The sequence below is a fragment of the Bradyrhizobium sp. USDA 4461 genome (genome assembly GCF_054055655.1).
Genome location: NZ_JBSRXM010000001.1, coordinates 1,917,485 through 1,932,302, shown reverse-complemented (window position 1 = coordinate 1,932,302; position 14,818 = coordinate 1,917,485). Strand labels below are relative to the sequence as shown.

11 protein-coding genes are annotated in these 14,818 nt (G+C 64.1%); 2 read left to right on the top strand and 9 right to left on the bottom strand.

Annotated elements, in window-relative coordinates:
- Nucleotides 1–23 precede the first annotated feature (23 nt).
- Complete coding sequence (locus ACVINW_RS09085; RefSeq protein WP_456756350.1) at nt 24–212, top strand: cysteine rich repeat-containing protein; 189 nt, start codon at nt 24–26, stop codon at nt 210–212.
- Nucleotides 213–317: 105 nt separating this feature from the next.
- Here the strand turns inward: ACVINW_RS09085 and ACVINW_RS09080 are convergent, their stop codons facing one another.
- The 4 genes from ACVINW_RS09080 to ACVINW_RS09065 form a co-directional block, all read right to left on the bottom strand.
- Entirely contained in the window at nt 318–533 is a 216-nt protein-coding gene (locus ACVINW_RS09080; protein WP_456750971.1) for a hypothetical protein, read from the bottom strand.
- A 94-nt stretch (nt 534–627) separates the two neighbouring features.
- A complete protein-coding gene (locus ACVINW_RS09075; RefSeq protein ID WP_456750970.1) occupies nt 628–1,971 on the bottom strand; it encodes a S41 family peptidase in 1,344 nt (447 codons plus the stop codon).
- A gap of 121 nt (nt 1,972–2,092) precedes the next feature.
- Complete coding sequence (locus ACVINW_RS09070) at nt 2,093–3,613, bottom strand: Do family serine endopeptidase (protein ID WP_456750969.1); 1,521 nt, start codon at nt 3,611–3,613, stop codon at nt 2,093–2,095.
- Between the two features lie 237 nt (nt 3,614–3,850).
- Complete coding sequence (locus ACVINW_RS09065) at nt 3,851–4,237, bottom strand: nuclear transport factor 2 family protein (RefSeq protein WP_456750968.1); 387 nt, start codon at nt 4,235–4,237, stop codon at nt 3,851–3,853.
- Between the two features lie 210 nt (nt 4,238–4,447).
- On the opposite strand from ACVINW_RS09065, the gene ACVINW_RS09060 reads away from it, so the two are divergent.
- Nucleotides 4,448–4,750 (top strand): DUF6916 family protein, encoded by a 303-nt coding sequence (locus tag ACVINW_RS09060; protein WP_456750967.1) that lies wholly within the window; start codon nt 4,448–4,450, stop codon nt 4,748–4,750.
- On the opposite strand, the gene ACVINW_RS09055 is transcribed toward ACVINW_RS09060, so the two are convergent.
- From ACVINW_RS09055 to ACVINW_RS09035, 5 genes are all read right to left on the bottom strand, one after another.
- Nucleotides 4,732–5,292, bottom strand: a complete 561-nt coding sequence (locus ACVINW_RS09055; RefSeq protein ID WP_456750966.1) for an N-acetyltransferase family protein — start codon at nt 5,290–5,292, stop codon at nt 4,732–4,734. The two genes, ACVINW_RS09060 and ACVINW_RS09055, sit on opposite strands and share 19 nt — an antisense overlap.
- Nucleotides 5,293–5,299: 7 nt before the next feature.
- On the bottom strand, nt 5,300–5,824 hold the full coding sequence (locus ACVINW_RS09050; protein WP_456750965.1) for a phage tail protein: 525 nt from the start codon (nt 5,822–5,824) through the stop codon (nt 5,300–5,302).
- Nucleotides 5,825–5,834: 10 nt separating this feature from the next.
- A complete protein-coding gene (locus tag ACVINW_RS09045) occupies nt 5,835–6,338 on the bottom strand; it encodes a phage tail protein (protein WP_456750964.1) in 504 nt (167 codons plus the stop codon).
- A 12-nt stretch (nt 6,339–6,350) separates the two neighbouring features.
- Nucleotides 6,351–6,848 carry a phage tail protein gene (locus ACVINW_RS09040; RefSeq protein WP_456750963.1) on the bottom strand — a complete coding sequence of 166 codons (498 nt, stop codon included), beginning with the start codon at nt 6,846–6,848 and terminating at the stop codon, nt 6,351–6,353.
- A 277-nt stretch (nt 6,849–7,125) separates the two neighbouring features.
- The gene (locus ACVINW_RS09035) at nt 7,126–14,556 is read right to left on the bottom strand and encodes a hypothetical protein (protein ID WP_456750962.1); all 7,431 of its coding nucleotides are present in this window, start codon (nt 14,554–14,556) and stop codon (nt 7,126–7,128) included.
- Between the last annotated feature and the right edge of the window lie 262 nt (nt 14,557–14,818).

Sequence of the window (14,818 nt, the reverse complement as noted above, 5' to 3'; positions counted from 1 at the left end):
CGGTAATTTGTGCCGTCGCCGTGATGAACAGCGGTGCCGCAGTGGCCCAGCACGCCGGCACCAAGTCGGAACAATCCGCGTGCTCGCGCGATGCACAGCGTTTCTGCCGCAAGGACCTCGGCAATGACGGCGCCGTGCAGAACTGCCTTCAGACCAATCGCGATAGCCTGAGCCGAAGTTGCAAGAAGGTGTTCGAGAGCCACGGCATGTAGCCGTCGCGGCGTTCGCCGTTGCATCGGTGCAGCCGACCATCGAGCACCGCGTCCGGGCGGTGGATTCCGGCTGGCGATACGAAATCGCTCGCCTGGGGGCAGAGCTTATCGCTCGTTGCCGACGAACAACCGCCATGCACCGTCAAACAGAACCAAGAGGATGGACAGCGTCGACGAGCAGAGCAGAATGCCTGTCGCGAGGTGGTGATACGATGTGCCTTCAGTGAGCAGGAACCCGATCAGCGATGCGCCGATCAGGCTCATCCAGCCGGCCAGCACGCGCCATGACCTGCGGATCAAGCCGGATATTTCGTCCGTCATTGTGAACCTCTCCGGGCCGGATGGGCTGCTGCCTGGTCGTTTGTAGCCAACCCGTCCTGAATCACGTCCGCCTATCCTGCGCCGCACAAAACCATCATCCCGGGACACTCGTGCGGATGACGGCGGGATTTCCGGCCGGCAAGTGTTCGAGATGGTTCAGTGCTGCCTTGAGCTGGGTGTCCCGGTCCGTCCCGATCAACTGCTCCTTGATGGGCGGTGAAGCTGCTTCTGAAGGTGCGCCGTTGGTATCCGGCGTTGCGCCGGGATTTGGCCGCATCCCGGGATTGGCGAACGCGCCGTGGAGTTGGGCTTCGCGCCAAACCAGGGAGTTCGCAACTTGTTCGTCCTTGGCCGCCTTGACGATGACGTCGGGTGTAATCCCGTCGCCCTGAATCGAGCGGCCCGAGGGGGTGTAGTAGAGCGCGCTGGTCAGTCGCAAGGCACCATGATCCTTGATCGGGATGATGGTCTGGACGGATCCCTTGCCGAAGCTCTGCGTCCCCATCACGGTAGCGCGATGGCGATCCTGCAATGCGCCCGCGACGATTTCGGACGCCGATGCGGAGGCGCCGTTGACGAGAACGACCATCGGAGTGTCCGGCAGCAAGGCACCCGTTGCAGGAGCCGTGAACGATTGGTCGTCGTTTCCGTTGCGTCCGCGGACCGAGACGACGGTGCCGCCGTTGAGGAAATCGCTGGACACATCAACCGCTGCGGAGAGCAGGCCTCCGGGATCGTTTCTCAGGTCGAGGACAAGGCCGGCCAACTTGCCGCCCGCTTCGCGCGTCAGCGTCGAGATTGCCTGGTGCAGTTCGGTCGGTGTCTGCTCGCCGAATTCGCTGACCCGCAGATAGCCGATGCCGTTCGCCTCGAGCCGGGATTTGACGCTGTGGACTTCGATGACTTGCCGGGTGAGCGGCACCTCGAAGCGCGGCTGGTCGCCGCGCTGGAGTGTCAATCTCACGATCGTCCCCGGCTGCCCGCGAATTTTCCTGATCACCTCCATCAGGTCCACGCCGCGTGTGCTTTGGCCGTCGACCGAAACGATCGCGTCGCCCGGCTGCAAGCCGGCACCGGCACCCGGCGTATCGTCGATCGGCGAAAGAACGGTCGGTAACCCGTCGTGCTCCATGATCTTGAGGCCGACGCCGCCGAACTTTCCGCTCATGTCCTCTCGGGCCTCGCGGAATTCCGGTTCGGTCATGTAGGAGGAGTGCGGGTCGAGACGCGACAGCATTCCTTTCAACGCCGCATCGGTAAGCTCGCCCGAGTCGACCGGATGCACGTAGTCCTGCTGCACGAGCTGGATCACACTCGCGAGAAGGGCGAGGTCGGCCCTGGAAGGGCCGGCGGCGATTTCTGACGCAAGTGCCAGGCCGGCGAGGGCGGTCGATGCTGCACAGACGATTCCGATCGTGCGCAAATGGGATATCTTCATTGCTTGCCCGTGCGGTGAGTGGTTGAACGCATAAGCGCGCCGCGCTGGCTGCTGCGGCGTACCTGACAACGAGCCCCGCCGTCGCGCCTGGACAACACGCGACGGCAGCTCAGTGTCATGCCTAACCGATCGGCATGGCGACGAAGTGGGTGTTGTCCGACGTCTTTACGTGCATCAGGACATCATGCTTGCCTTCGGACTTCGCATCCGAGAGCGCGTTGCGCAGGTCCGCCGCAGAACTGACGCTCTTGCCGGCCACGTCGAGGATGATATCGCCGGACTGCAGTCCGTGCTCGGCGGCCGGACCATCCGGCTCGATCGCCGTGACCACGACACCCTTGTTGCCGGCGCCGCCGACATCGCCTGCCGGGGCAACCGCCAGACCGAGGTGAGGAATGCCCTTCGAGCCTTGCTCGGACTCGTCGGCCTGGGCCACTTTCCTTGTCTCGTTCGGCATCTTGGCGAGCGTCACCGTGAACGTCTTCGTCTCACCCTTGCGAACGATGTCGAGCTTCGCCGAGCTGCCCGGAGCCATCGCTGAAATCTCTCGCGCGAGTGTGCCCGTGTCCTTGATCGCGTTGCCGTTGACCGATGTGATGACGTCGCCCGGCCGGATTCCGGCCTGTGCCGCCGGCGTGTCCGCCTGGGCCTCGTCGACCAGTGCACCCTGGGCCTGCTTCAGGCCGAGGCTTTCGGCGATGCCGCTCGTGACCGGCTGCACCTGCACGCCGAGCCAGCCGCGCGTCACCGTGCCGTGTTCCTTGAGCTGGGCGACGATCATCTTCACGGTCGTCGCCGGCACGTCGAAGCCGATGCCGACTGAGCCGCCGGACGGCGAATAGATCGCGGTATTGACGCCGATGACATTGCCATTGGTGTCGAATGTCGGCCCTCCCGAGTTGCCTTTGTTGATCGGCGCGTCGATCTGGATGTAGTTGTCGTAGGGCCCGGAACCGATATCGCGTCCTTCGGCCGAGATGATGCCGGCGGTCACTGTGCCGCCGAGGCCGTAGGGATTGCCGACCGCCACGACCCAGTCGCCGACGCGCGGAACCTGATTTTCGAGGTTGGCATAGCTGAAGTCCGTCTTGCCATCGACCTTGATGAGCGCGAGATCCGTCTTCGGATCGGTGCCGATCACCTTCGCGGTATAGATCGTGCCGTCATCCGTCGTGACCTGCACGGACCTTGCATGATCGACGACATGGTTGTTGGTCACGGCATAGCCGTCGGCGGAGATGAAGAACCCGGAGCCGACGCCGGTGATGACCTGATGGCGCTGCAGCTTGCCGCCCTGCATGCCGTCGCCGAACTGGCGGAAGAATTTTTCGAAGGGCGTGCCTTGCAGGGACGGAGGGAGGTTCTCTACGTCCGGACCGGATGTGTTGGCGTTGCTCTCTTCGTCCAGCTTCACGCGTACCGAAATGACGGCGGGCTTGACCTTCGCGACCAGGTCGGCGAAGCCTGCCGGGCCTTGCGTCTGCGACGTCGGAGTTGCGGCGAAGGCTTGCTCGACAAATTGGTAATGTCCCAGCGGCCCAGCCAGGGCGATGGTCGCACCGATCATCGCAACGGAGCCAAGCATTGCGACGCGCCGGGCCGACAGGGGTCTGCGCTGTTGAGTGTTGTTGTCCTTTGGCATGATGTTTCTCCTGAAATTGGCTGCCCCATACCGATGCTAGAAACCTATCGCTGCCGCATTACGGGCGCCTGTCCGAGACATTAATTCGAGGGAAAGGTAGCTAAAATCGTGGTAACGCTCGGCAGACATGCCAATGCATTTGCGGACCGCGCCAACAGGCGTGGCCCGTAAAGACGAGCAGACAACGTCTCGGCGCAGTCGACGACGCTCCGATCGGATGGTCGCGCTTGCGCGGAACTAGGTTGTGCCGATGAGTTCGACGAGATGAGCGCGCGAGGGCGAAGGCTCAAACCGGTCCGCGAAATACTGCGTTTCGTGGACCACCTGTCCGTCGCGGAATTCCATGATGCTCACCGTGTGCAACGGAACGCCGTCGTAGGTCAGCACGAACTCGGTGATCCAGAGATCGCCGCCGCCAATCATGCGCCGGATCGTGAAGCGTTTCTTGTTCGGCTGAACCGTTCGGCTCTCCTGGATGCTGCGCCGACCTCGGATCCGCTCGCCCGATTGCGGATAGTCGAGCACGGCATCCGCGGCGTAGATTTCATGCTCGCGCTCGAAATCGCTCGCGTCCGAAGCGTCCCAATGGCGCTCCAGCGCCATGCGCATGGTGTGATCGTCCATCGCAATCTCCCGGCTTTGCCTGCACGCAGCATCTCACGACCATCCAGGTGCATTTGGCAAGAGTTCGTATCAGTCCCCGGTGCGCAACTGCGCGGCGGGAACGATGGAGGGAAGAGGCGGGGCGCTTACATCCGAGTTACCCTTCGGGTCATTTTGTCGAGCGGCGTCGCGTGCGGCGTGCTACAGCTTCGGGATCAACAGGGGCATCGCATGACATCGACCGTCGACCTCGCGAAATTGCAAATTGATGACTTCACGCCGCATCAGGACATGGAGTTCGAGATGCAGGCGGCGGATCGCGTCGTGGTGCTGAAGCTCGCCAAGGTCGAGCCCGCCGGAAACAGCGGCCGGCCGGGCGGTGCGTTCTCGCTGCTGTTTGCCGGACCGAAGGGCGCGTGGTTGCCGCAGGCGATCTATGCGGTGCGGCATCCGGCATTAGGCGTGATCGAGATGTTCCTGGTACCGATCGGGCCGCTCGCCGACGGCAACGGCTATCAGGCGATTTTCACCTGATGGCCGGACGTTTCCGCCGCGCGCCAGCGCATCAGGTCGTAGACGCCCTTGTCTTCCTCGGTGACGAAGCCGAGTCGGCGATAAAGCCGCATCGCGGGATTGAACTTCTCGACATGGATTGACATGGCCTTGCCGGCCGCGGCGGCCTCATCGAGCAGGTCGCGCATCAGCGCGCTGCCGAGACCCGAGCCGCGATGCTCCGGCAGGAGGGCGATATCGATGACGCAATGCTCGCTCGGCCAGCGGTCAACATAAAGGCGCCCGATGTCCTCGCCGCCACGCATTGCCACCAGCCAGTCGGCGGTCGGATAGTATCGCTGGTAATGCGCGTGCTGCGCCTGGAACTGCATGGCGAGGAACGCGGCTTTCTGCTCCGCGCTCCATGGCGTCACCGCCAGCTCCTCGGCGCGGGTCGAGGCGTAGAGCCGTGCCAGGAAGGGCAGGTCGGCATCCGTGATCCGACGGAACGTGAGGCCGGCCTCCGCGGCGCGTATCCATCCGAACGCCGCGGCGGCCGTATCGGTGCTCAAACCATTCGTCATGGCCGGTTCAGCTGCGCGGCGGGAAAATTCCCCGCAACGCGATGCAGAAGTTCAAGGTGAGGTAGGGCATCAGGTTGTTGTGGGGTTGGCTGCCGCCGGTCGGCAAGATCGAGCTGGTGGCCGAGAACTGCGAGATATTGGTCGGCGTGTCGCTATACGCCTGACCCGGGTTTGCACGCGCCAGCGATCGCGTCGGGCTGGGCGTGGCGAGCTCGGACTGATTGATGTTGCCGAGAACCCCGTGGTTGTGCTGGGCCATCTCGGTTTGCAGCAGCGTCACCGTCGTCGTGCCGCCCGCCTGTCCGAGATAATACAAGCTCCCGAAACTTTGCCCCGGATTCATCGGTGCGCTGCCTTGCAGGTCGGGCAACGCAAAGGTGCTCTTGCCGTCACCGCCATAGGTGGTGCCGAGCAGCGAGAAAAGCGCGGTGTTCTGCGAGATCGGCATCAATTGGCCGTTGCATATCGCCCATCCCACCGGTGCGAAGTTGAACGGGAAAATGCGGATCTCCGCTACGAATTGATCAGACATTGGTCCCGTCCTAGTTTTGGCTCGGATAAATGCCGTACAACGAGATGATGAAATTGATGCAGAGGTAAGGCTGCATGTTGTTGTGCGGTTGGTTGCCGCCCATGAACGTGCAGGCCTGATTCGCCATCAGCGATGCGGCCGCGACCTCGCGGTAAATCTGGGTCGCTCCCACGGCACCCACGACATTGCCGGTCACGGTGCTGCCGGTCGCGGGGTTCAGGGATGCCGCCATCGGGTGCGAGTGGGTCGGCAGTTGCTGTGTGGTCAGCGTCACCTGCTCGACGCCGCCGATCTGGCCCAGGCTGAAGGTGCTGCCTTGGTGCAGCGGCAGGCGGCCTTGCAGGTTCGGCAGATCGAAGGTTTCCTGGCCGTCGCCGCCATATGTGGTTCCGATCAGGTTGTACAATGTCTCGTACTGGGAGATCGCCAGGGTTTGTCCCAGGCAGAACATCCAGCCGTTCGGCGCAAAATTTCCGCCGAACATACGAATCTCGCCGATGTAAGGCTGGCCCATGGCACGATTCCTTCAGTTCGGGGAGGGGAAGACGCCTTGCAAGGCGATGCAGAAGCTGAGCGTGAGATAGGGCTGCATGTTCTCGTGCGGTTGCGAGCTCCCGGCGTAGCCGACGGTGCTGGGGTCCAGCGTCGTCAGATTGGCCGCGGCCGTATAAAGGTTGGCTGAGGTCGCCATCAGATTTCCGGTGACCGCGGCGCTGTCGGCATTGTTGGTCGTGCCCTGAAACGTATGCGGGTGCTGCGGCATCTCGGAAATCGTCAGCGTGTGGGACGTTTCACCACCGGCCTGCCCCAGCGTGAAGCCCGAGCCCATATGCAGCGGTACCTTTCCCCGCAAGTCGGGCAGCGCGAAATTCGTCGTGCCGTTTCCGCCATAGGTCGTGCCAACCAGCGAGAACAGTGCCTGGTTCTGATTGATCGGCAGCACCTGGCCGTTGCAAAGGGCCCAGCCTCTCGGCGCGTAGATGAATGACATCATCCTGATTTCCGAGAGATACGGTTCAGACATCGGTCCCTCCGCCCAAACGATTCCGTCTCGTCAGAGACTCAATTCATGAAAATGCAAGGTAAATGGCGTCACGCAATAACCGGGTGCACGATAGCGTGTTTTACGCCAAGTGCAACCTCAACGATTGTTTTGCCTTCGCAATTTTTCGAGCGGCCGACGCGGAAATGTCGTCGCGCTGACCTGGCGCTTGGCCAACAGGATCGGTGCGGACACGATCCGATTGTAGCGCCTGCCGGATCGTTCGGGCAGGCGCCGTTCGCTCCGTCGCAACGTTCGATCAAATCACCAGATCGTGGTGGGTCTGGAGATGATCGGTCGGCGTGCCTCCCATCGCGGCGTACACCGCCTCGTGGCCGACCCACCACGGGGTCGCGGCATTCGACTGCCCGCTGAACAGATCGGACAAGGTCTGAGTGTTCGCGGTCAGGCCCGGATGGCTCGTGTTGGTCTGCGACGATGTCTGGGTCAATGACGAGAAATCGAAGCTGTCGTGGTTGGTCAGGTTGACAGTCGAGGTCGTGGTGCCCTGCGTCGGCATCACCTTCTGCAATGCCAGGTTGGACTGAGCGACATCGGTCGCCGTTGGCAGCCGGCGCTCGCCGTCGGCAAGGCCGATATACATCAGATCGCTGGCGTCGGACGATGAAATGGTATCGGGAAGGCCGAGCACGTGCCCGAGTTCATGCACCACGGTGGTCAAGAGATCGAGATGACCGGCCGCGGCCGTCGACGGGTCGGTAAGGAGATCGGTGCCGGCGGCGTTGACGGCGTGCGTGAACTCGAAATTGTCCGCCGGGGTCGGATCGATGAACCAGCCATGGCCGGCCGCATTGGTATCGATCGTGATATGCCCGCCGCCTTCCTGACCGACAATCTGGCCGGAGAGGTCGGCGACGCTGAAGGTCGCGGCATGCAGGAGGGCGAGCTGTGCCGAACTGGCGCCCGCATTGGCCCATTCGGTGATCGCCGCCGACACCACCGAGTTGAGCTCGGCCTGCGTCAGGTGCATCTCGCCCGTGGTCGGCGTCGACGCCTGCACGCCACCCGCTTCGGCGAGCAGTGGCGCGACCACCGCGGGAAGCGCCGGCACCGTGGAGACCAACGTCGTCGTGCCATTACCGCCGGTGGTGTCGACGGTGATGCCGCCGGTGGTGCTGCTGTTGTCGTCGGTGATCACGCCCGCAGGCGTGCCCGACGGCGAACCGTTCTTCGAAAGGTTCAGATGGGTGCTGCTGCTGAAGTTGCTCAGCTCGACATCGGTGGCGTAGCTGGAACTGTGGTTGAGCGTGTTCTTGCTGCCGGTGCCGCCGGCGCCCATACCGATGAGGACATTGGTCGTGCTGGTGTCGCTGCCCGTTGCGCCGTTCTCGACGTCGAGCGCGGCAAACGGGCTGGCGGAGGTCGGAGACGACACCGAGTTGCCGTACAGTGTGGCGTTCAGGGTCGAGCTGCCATCGTTGTTCTGCAGCGCGATACCGGCATCGCCGACGCCGGTGATGGTGTTGTTCTGGATCAGGGTGGTCAGGCTGCCGGCGCCGGCGTCGCGGACGAAGATGCCGTCGGAATTCGAGCCCACCTTCGCCGGCCCGATCTGATTGCTGGCGATGGTGCCGGACATGGTGCCGTTGTCCTGGCCCTTGGCAACGAAGATACCAACGGTGTCGAACGCGTTGGCGCCGCCGTCGGTCAGGATGTTGTGCGAGATGTCGAACGTGGTGGTCGCGGCGGAGGCGAAGCCGCCGGAGCCGCTGCGGATATCGACTGCAGTTCCGCCGCCCGGGATGATCGTCTCGCCGTTGTGGAAGGTGTTGCTGCGGACCACCGCGTCCATCGACGAATTGTTGTTCGCCACGAATGCGATGAAGTCGGCCCGCGTGCCGGCGAACGTGCTGTTGGTCAGCGTGTAGTTGGCGGTCGCCGAGTTGTAGACCTGTCCGCGGACGTTATCATTGCCGCTCGAGCCGATCAGGCCGAACGCATCGTTGTCCATCGTCAGGCGGTTCAGCGTGCCGCTGGTATTGTAGAGATCGATGTTCTCGTCAAAGCCGCCGGAGATGCTGGATCCCGTGATCGAGGCGGTGCCGAGCAGATTGTCGAACCGGATGCTGCTCTCTTCCTGATTCCCGGCATTGTTGGTGCCGTTGCTGCCGCTGATGGTGCCGTTGGCGAAGCTGAACCCGGTGACGTTATTGCCGTAGATCGCGAAGTTGCTGAAATCGTGCAACGACATGTCGGTCAGCGACACGTTCGACGTGTTGTGCAGGTAGATGCCGGTGCCGCCCGTTCCCGATGTCGTCTGTCCGCCGGCGTCGGTACCGGAGAGGATATCGCCACCGGTCTTGTTGGCGATCGTGCCGCCGGAGCCGGCGGTGCCGTTGCCCGTGATCGTGAGCCCGCCGGCCGTTCCCGTCGTATCGAGGACGATGCCGGCACTGCCCGACGAGCCTGTCGTAGAAATGCTCTTGAAGGTCAGGTTGCCCGAACCGATGTTGGTGTGCTCGACATCGAGCGCGGTACCGGTCGTGGACGTGATGGTGTTGTTGCTGCCGGTGACGGTGATGGTGCCGCCATGGGTGAAGCTCAGGCCGGCGCCGCTGGCGGTCTTCACCGTGATGTCGGACATCGTGACGGTGCCGACATTGTTGCCGTCGTCGCTGATGCCGATGCCGGAGCCGGCCGAGGTGTCGATGCTGACGCCGGTGATGGTGTGGCCCGTCGTGCCGAGCAGGTCGATGCCGTTGTCGGCGCCGGTCACATGGATCACCGGATCGGCGCCGGACCCGACATTGGCGGTGACCACCGCGCCGGTCACCGGATTGGTGAACTGCAGGGAATGGCTGCCGCCGATCAGGTTGACGCCGTTGGCGAGATTGATGCCGTTGGCCTCGCTGTAGGTGCCGGTGCCGTGTTCGAGCACGACGTAGTCGCCGGAGCTAGCCGGATTCGCCGCGTTGAAGGCCGCGATCGAGGTGTACGGGTCGGCCTGGGTGCCGAGGTTGTGGCTCGTGGTTGCCGAATTGTCGATATAGAACACCTGGGGCACGACGCCGACATGGAAGCTCTGCGCGCCCGACGAGAGCGGGCCGCCGGTGCCGGTGTGACCGTTGTCGTTGATGTTCAGCGAGATGGTGTCCGTCCCGGTGAAGCCGTCGTCGCTATTGTAGGTCAACGTCGCCAGCGCCGTATTGATCTGTGCGATCGTGCCGGTGAGCGTGACCGTGTGGCTGCCGTTGTTGGTGAAGCTCGCGAGGCCCGTGGTGTCGAAGTTCAGCGCGCCGTGGCCGGAGCTGATTGTTGCGGTTTCATTGCCGCCCGCGGAATCGATGTCGGCGACCGAAAGCCCCGATATCGCGAGGTTGGTGTGCGAGAATGCCGTTCCGACCGACGAATCCGATGGTACCGTCGCCGTGGGCGGATCGTCGATCGCGGTGACGGTCTGGCTCGCACTCGCCGAACCGGTGTCGTTGCCGCCGTTGGCGGTGCCGCCATCGTCGACTGCGGTCACGGTGTAGGATCGCGCGGTGGTGTCCGGCGGCTCGCCGGTGTTGTTGAACTGGACCAGGTCGAGCACGGCATTGTAATGCGCGATCGTGTCGGTACCGGTCAGGGTGACCGTCTCGGTGGTGGCCGTGCTGGAGATGTCGAAGTGGATGTTGCCTATGTCGCCGCTCGTGCCGGCATGGCCTGCGATCGAGAGCGCATCCGACGGCTTGAGATCGTTCAGCACAAAGGTCGCGCTGATCAAATTGCTGCTGTCGACGTCGGTGATCGTGAGATTGGGCGCGATCGTGACCGGGACCGAATCCGTCGTAGGCGTGCCGACCGGCGGTTCGCTGAAACCGGTGATCGCGCCGAACGTCACCACCGGCGGGTTGTTGACTGGCGTCACATCGATGGTGTCGGTCGCAGGCGTGCCGTCCAGCGTGCCGTCGTTGGCGATGATGGTCACCGTGCGGGCCAGCGCGGACGGATTGTTGCTGGTGTTGAAGTAAGTGATCGAATCCAGCGCGCTCTGGAAGTCGGCGACCGTGGAGCCGGCGGTGCCGGTCAGGGTCATTTCACCGTGCACGGCGTCCCATGTGCCGGTGATGTGCGCGGTGTTGACGAAGCCCAGGACATCCTCGCCGCTGACGTAGTTGCCGGTGATCTGCACAGTCACGTGATCGAGCGTCGGGCTGTCGGAGTCCGTGACCGTGAGCGCCGGGTCGAACGCGGTGGCGGCCTGCCCTTCGATATAGTTCAGGGTGTGGCCGCCGGTCACGACGGGCGGTGCGTCCGGAGGAGCCACGGTTTCGGTGTTCGAGGTGCCGGTAATGGCGGCGCTGACCGTGTCGGTCGCGGTGATGGTCTGGCTGCCCGCGGTCTCGAAGGTCTCGCTGAAGGTGCCGACGCCGTTGGTCAGCGTCATGTCGCCGGGCAGCACGGCACTGCCGTCGCTCGAGGTGAAGTGCACGGTTCCTGCGTAGCCGGTGGCGACGTTGCCGTGGTCATCTAGCGCGGTGACGGTAACCGAACCTGGGATGTTCGCTCTGCCGTTGGCTGGAATGCTGACCACGAAGTGCGTGGCAGCACCCGGCGCCACGGTCTCGGCGTTCGAGGTGCCGGTGATGGCGGCGCTGATCGTGTCGGTCGCCGTGATGGTCTGGCTACCGGCGGTATCGAGGGTTTCGCTGAAGCTGCCGACCCCGTTGGTCAACGTCATGTCGGCGGGCAGCACGGCGGCGCCGTCGCTCGACGTGAAGTGGACTGTGCCGGTATAGCCGGTGACGACATTGCCGAAGGCATCGAGCGCGGTCACCGTGCCCGAACCGGCCGTGCCTGCCGTTCCGTTTGCCGGGATGCTCACTGCAAAATGCGTGACGGCGGCGGCGGTCACCGTCTCGGCGTTCGAGGTGCCGGTGATGGCCGAGCTGACCGTGTCGGTCGCGGTGATGGTCTGGCTGCCGGCGGTCTCGAGCGTCTCGCTGAACGTCGCGGTGCCGTTGGTCAACGTCATGTCGGCCGGCAGCACGGCGTGGCCGTCGGTCGATGTGAAATGGACCGTGCCCGCATAGCCGGTGGCGACGTTGCCGAAGGCGTCATACGCGGTGATCGTGGCCGAATCGGCGGAACCCGCCGTTCCGCCGGCCGGGAGGGTGACCACGAAGTGCGTGGCCGGGCCCGGCGCGACGGTTTCGGCGTTCGAGGTGCCGGTGATGGCCGAGCTGACCGTGTCGGTCGCGGTGATGGTCTGGCTGCCGACGGTCTCGAACGTTTCGCTGAAGCTGCCGACGCCGTTGGTCAGCGTCATGTCGCCGGGCAGCACCGCGTGGCCGTCGGTCGAGGTGAAGTGCACGGTTCCTGTGTAGCCGGTGGCGACGTTGCCGAAGGTGTCGAGCGCGGTGACGGTGATCGTACCCGGCGTGCCAGCAGCGCCGTTGCCGGGAATGCTGACCACAAGAAACGTGGCGGCAGCTCCCGCCACTGTCTCGGCATTCGAGGTGCCGCTGATGGCGGCGTTGGCCGTGTCGCTCGCGGTGATGGTCTGGCTGCCGGCGGTGTCGAGTGTTTCGCTGAAGCTGCCGACCCCGTTGGTCAACGTCATGTCGGCGGGCAGCACGGCGGCGCCGTCGCTCGACGTGAAGTGCACGGTTCCCGTGTAACCGGTGACGACATTGCCGAACGCGTCGAGCGCGGTCACCGTGCCTGAGCCAGCCGCGCCTGCCGTTCCGTTGGCCGGGATGCTCACGGCAAAATGCGTGACGGCGGCGGCCGTCACCGTCTCGGGGTTCGATGTGCCGGTGATGGCGCTGCTGACCGTGTCGGTCGCGGTGATGGTCTGGCTGCCGGCGGTGTCGAGGGTCTCGCTGAACGTGGCGGTGCCGTTGCTCAGCGTCATGTCGGCAGGCAGCACGGCATGACCGTCGCTTGACGTGAAGTGCACCGTGCCTGCGTAGCCGGTGGCGATGTTGCCGAAGGCATCATACGCGGTGATCGTGGCCGAGCCAGCGACACCCGCCGTTTCGCTGGCCGGAAGAGTGACCACGAAGTGCGTGGCCGGGCCCGGCGCGACGGTTTCGGCGTTCGAGGTGCCGGTAATGCCGGCGCTGACCGTGTCGGTCGCGGTGATGGTCTGGCTGCCGACGGTCTCGAACGTCTCGCTGAAGCTGCCGACACCGTTGGTCAGCGTCATGTTGGCCGGCAGCACGGCATGGCCGTCGGTCGAGGTGAAGTGCACGGTGCCCGTGTAGCCGGTGGCGACATTGCCGAACGCGTCGAGCGCGGTGACGGTGACCGTGCCCGGCGTCCCCGCCGCGCCATTGGCCGCGATGCTCACCACGAGATGGGTGGCGGCGCCGCCCGTCACGGTCTCGGCATTCGAGGTGCCGGTGATGGCGGCGTTGGCCGTGTCGGTCGCGGTGATGGTCTGGTGGCCGGCGGTATCGAAGGTGTCGCTGAAGGTGCCGGTGCCGTGGGTCAGCGTCATGTCGGCGGGCAGCACGGCGCTGCCGTCGGTCGACGTGAAGTGGACGGTGCCCGTATAGCCGGTCGCGACATTGCCGAAGGCATCGAGCGCGGTGACGATCACCGAACCCGGCGTCCCGGCCGTGCCGTTGGCGGGAAGGCTGACGGAAAAATGTGTGGCGACGCCCGGCGTCACGATTTCGGCATTCGATGTCCCTTTGACCGCGCTGTTGGCCGTATCGGTGGCGGTGATGGTCTGGCTGCCGGCGGTATCGAGCGTCTCGCTGAAGCTGCCGGTGCCGTTGGTCAATGTCACGTCGGCCGGCAGCACGGCGTGGCTGTCGGTCGACGTGAAATGAACCGTGCCCGTATAGTTGGTGACGACGTGGTTCAACGCATCGAGCGCGGTGACGGTGACCGTGCCGGGCGTGCCCGCCGCGCCATTGGCCGGGATGCTCACCGCAAAGTGCGTGGCGGCCCCCAGCGTCACCGCGATGGTGAAGCTCTGCGAGCTGGACAGGGTGCCGTCGCTCGCTGTTGCGGTGACGGTGTAGGCGTGTCCGGGTGCGGTCGTGTAGTCGATCTTGCTGGGATCGGCGACGCTGATGACACCGGTATTGGGATCGATCTTGAAGCCGCCGCCGGAGCTGTCGCCGGTCAGCGTATAGGTCACGGCATTCATGTCGGCCGCGGATGCGGTGATGCCGACCAGCGTGCCGACGGCGGAGCCTTCCGCGACCTTGTTGGGTGCCGCATTGGTGTCGACCGGCGTCGACGGCGCCACGTCGGTGACGCCGATGGTGAAGCTCTGCGAGCTCGTCGCCATCCCGTCACTGGCCTGAACGGTGATGGTGTAGGCGTGACCGGGACTGGTCACGTAATTGACCTTGGTGGGATCGGCGACCGACACCACGCCGGTGTTCGGATCGATCTTGAAGCCGCCATTCGAGCTGTCGGCGGTCAGCGAATAGGTGACGGCATGGCCGCTGCTGCTGGTGGCCTGCGCGGTGATGTTGACGAGCGTGTTGACCGGGGCGCCCTCGGCGACGGTGTTGTTGCCCGAATTGGCATCGACCGGTGTCGACAGCGAGTCGGTGACGGGCGGCCAGGGCGTGCCGGGAGGGCAGCCGAGGTAGAGATATTGCAGACCATACGTGTCGGCGAACGCCTGCGCGGCCGAATCGAGGACGATATGACCGGTCGAATCAAGCTGAAGTTCCGGACGTGTTAAACCACCGATTGTATAAGCAGGTATGGTCGTCATGAGCACTCCTGCGACCGGCATGGAAGCCGGTCAATAATTACATTTGTTGGATACGAGGACGTGTGATGTCGTTCACACGTTGAGGTTGATCATCGGCGATCGGGGTTTGCGCCAAGCTGACTGCAATACGGCACAACCGTGATGTCCGCGGAGCCGTGACATCAGCAAGATCAAATGCGCTTGCCATTTCCGTCGTCGCCTTCACACACTCGCGCCGCAACAAAACCTATGAATGTTCGAGAAAAACGCGGCCGGCCAACAA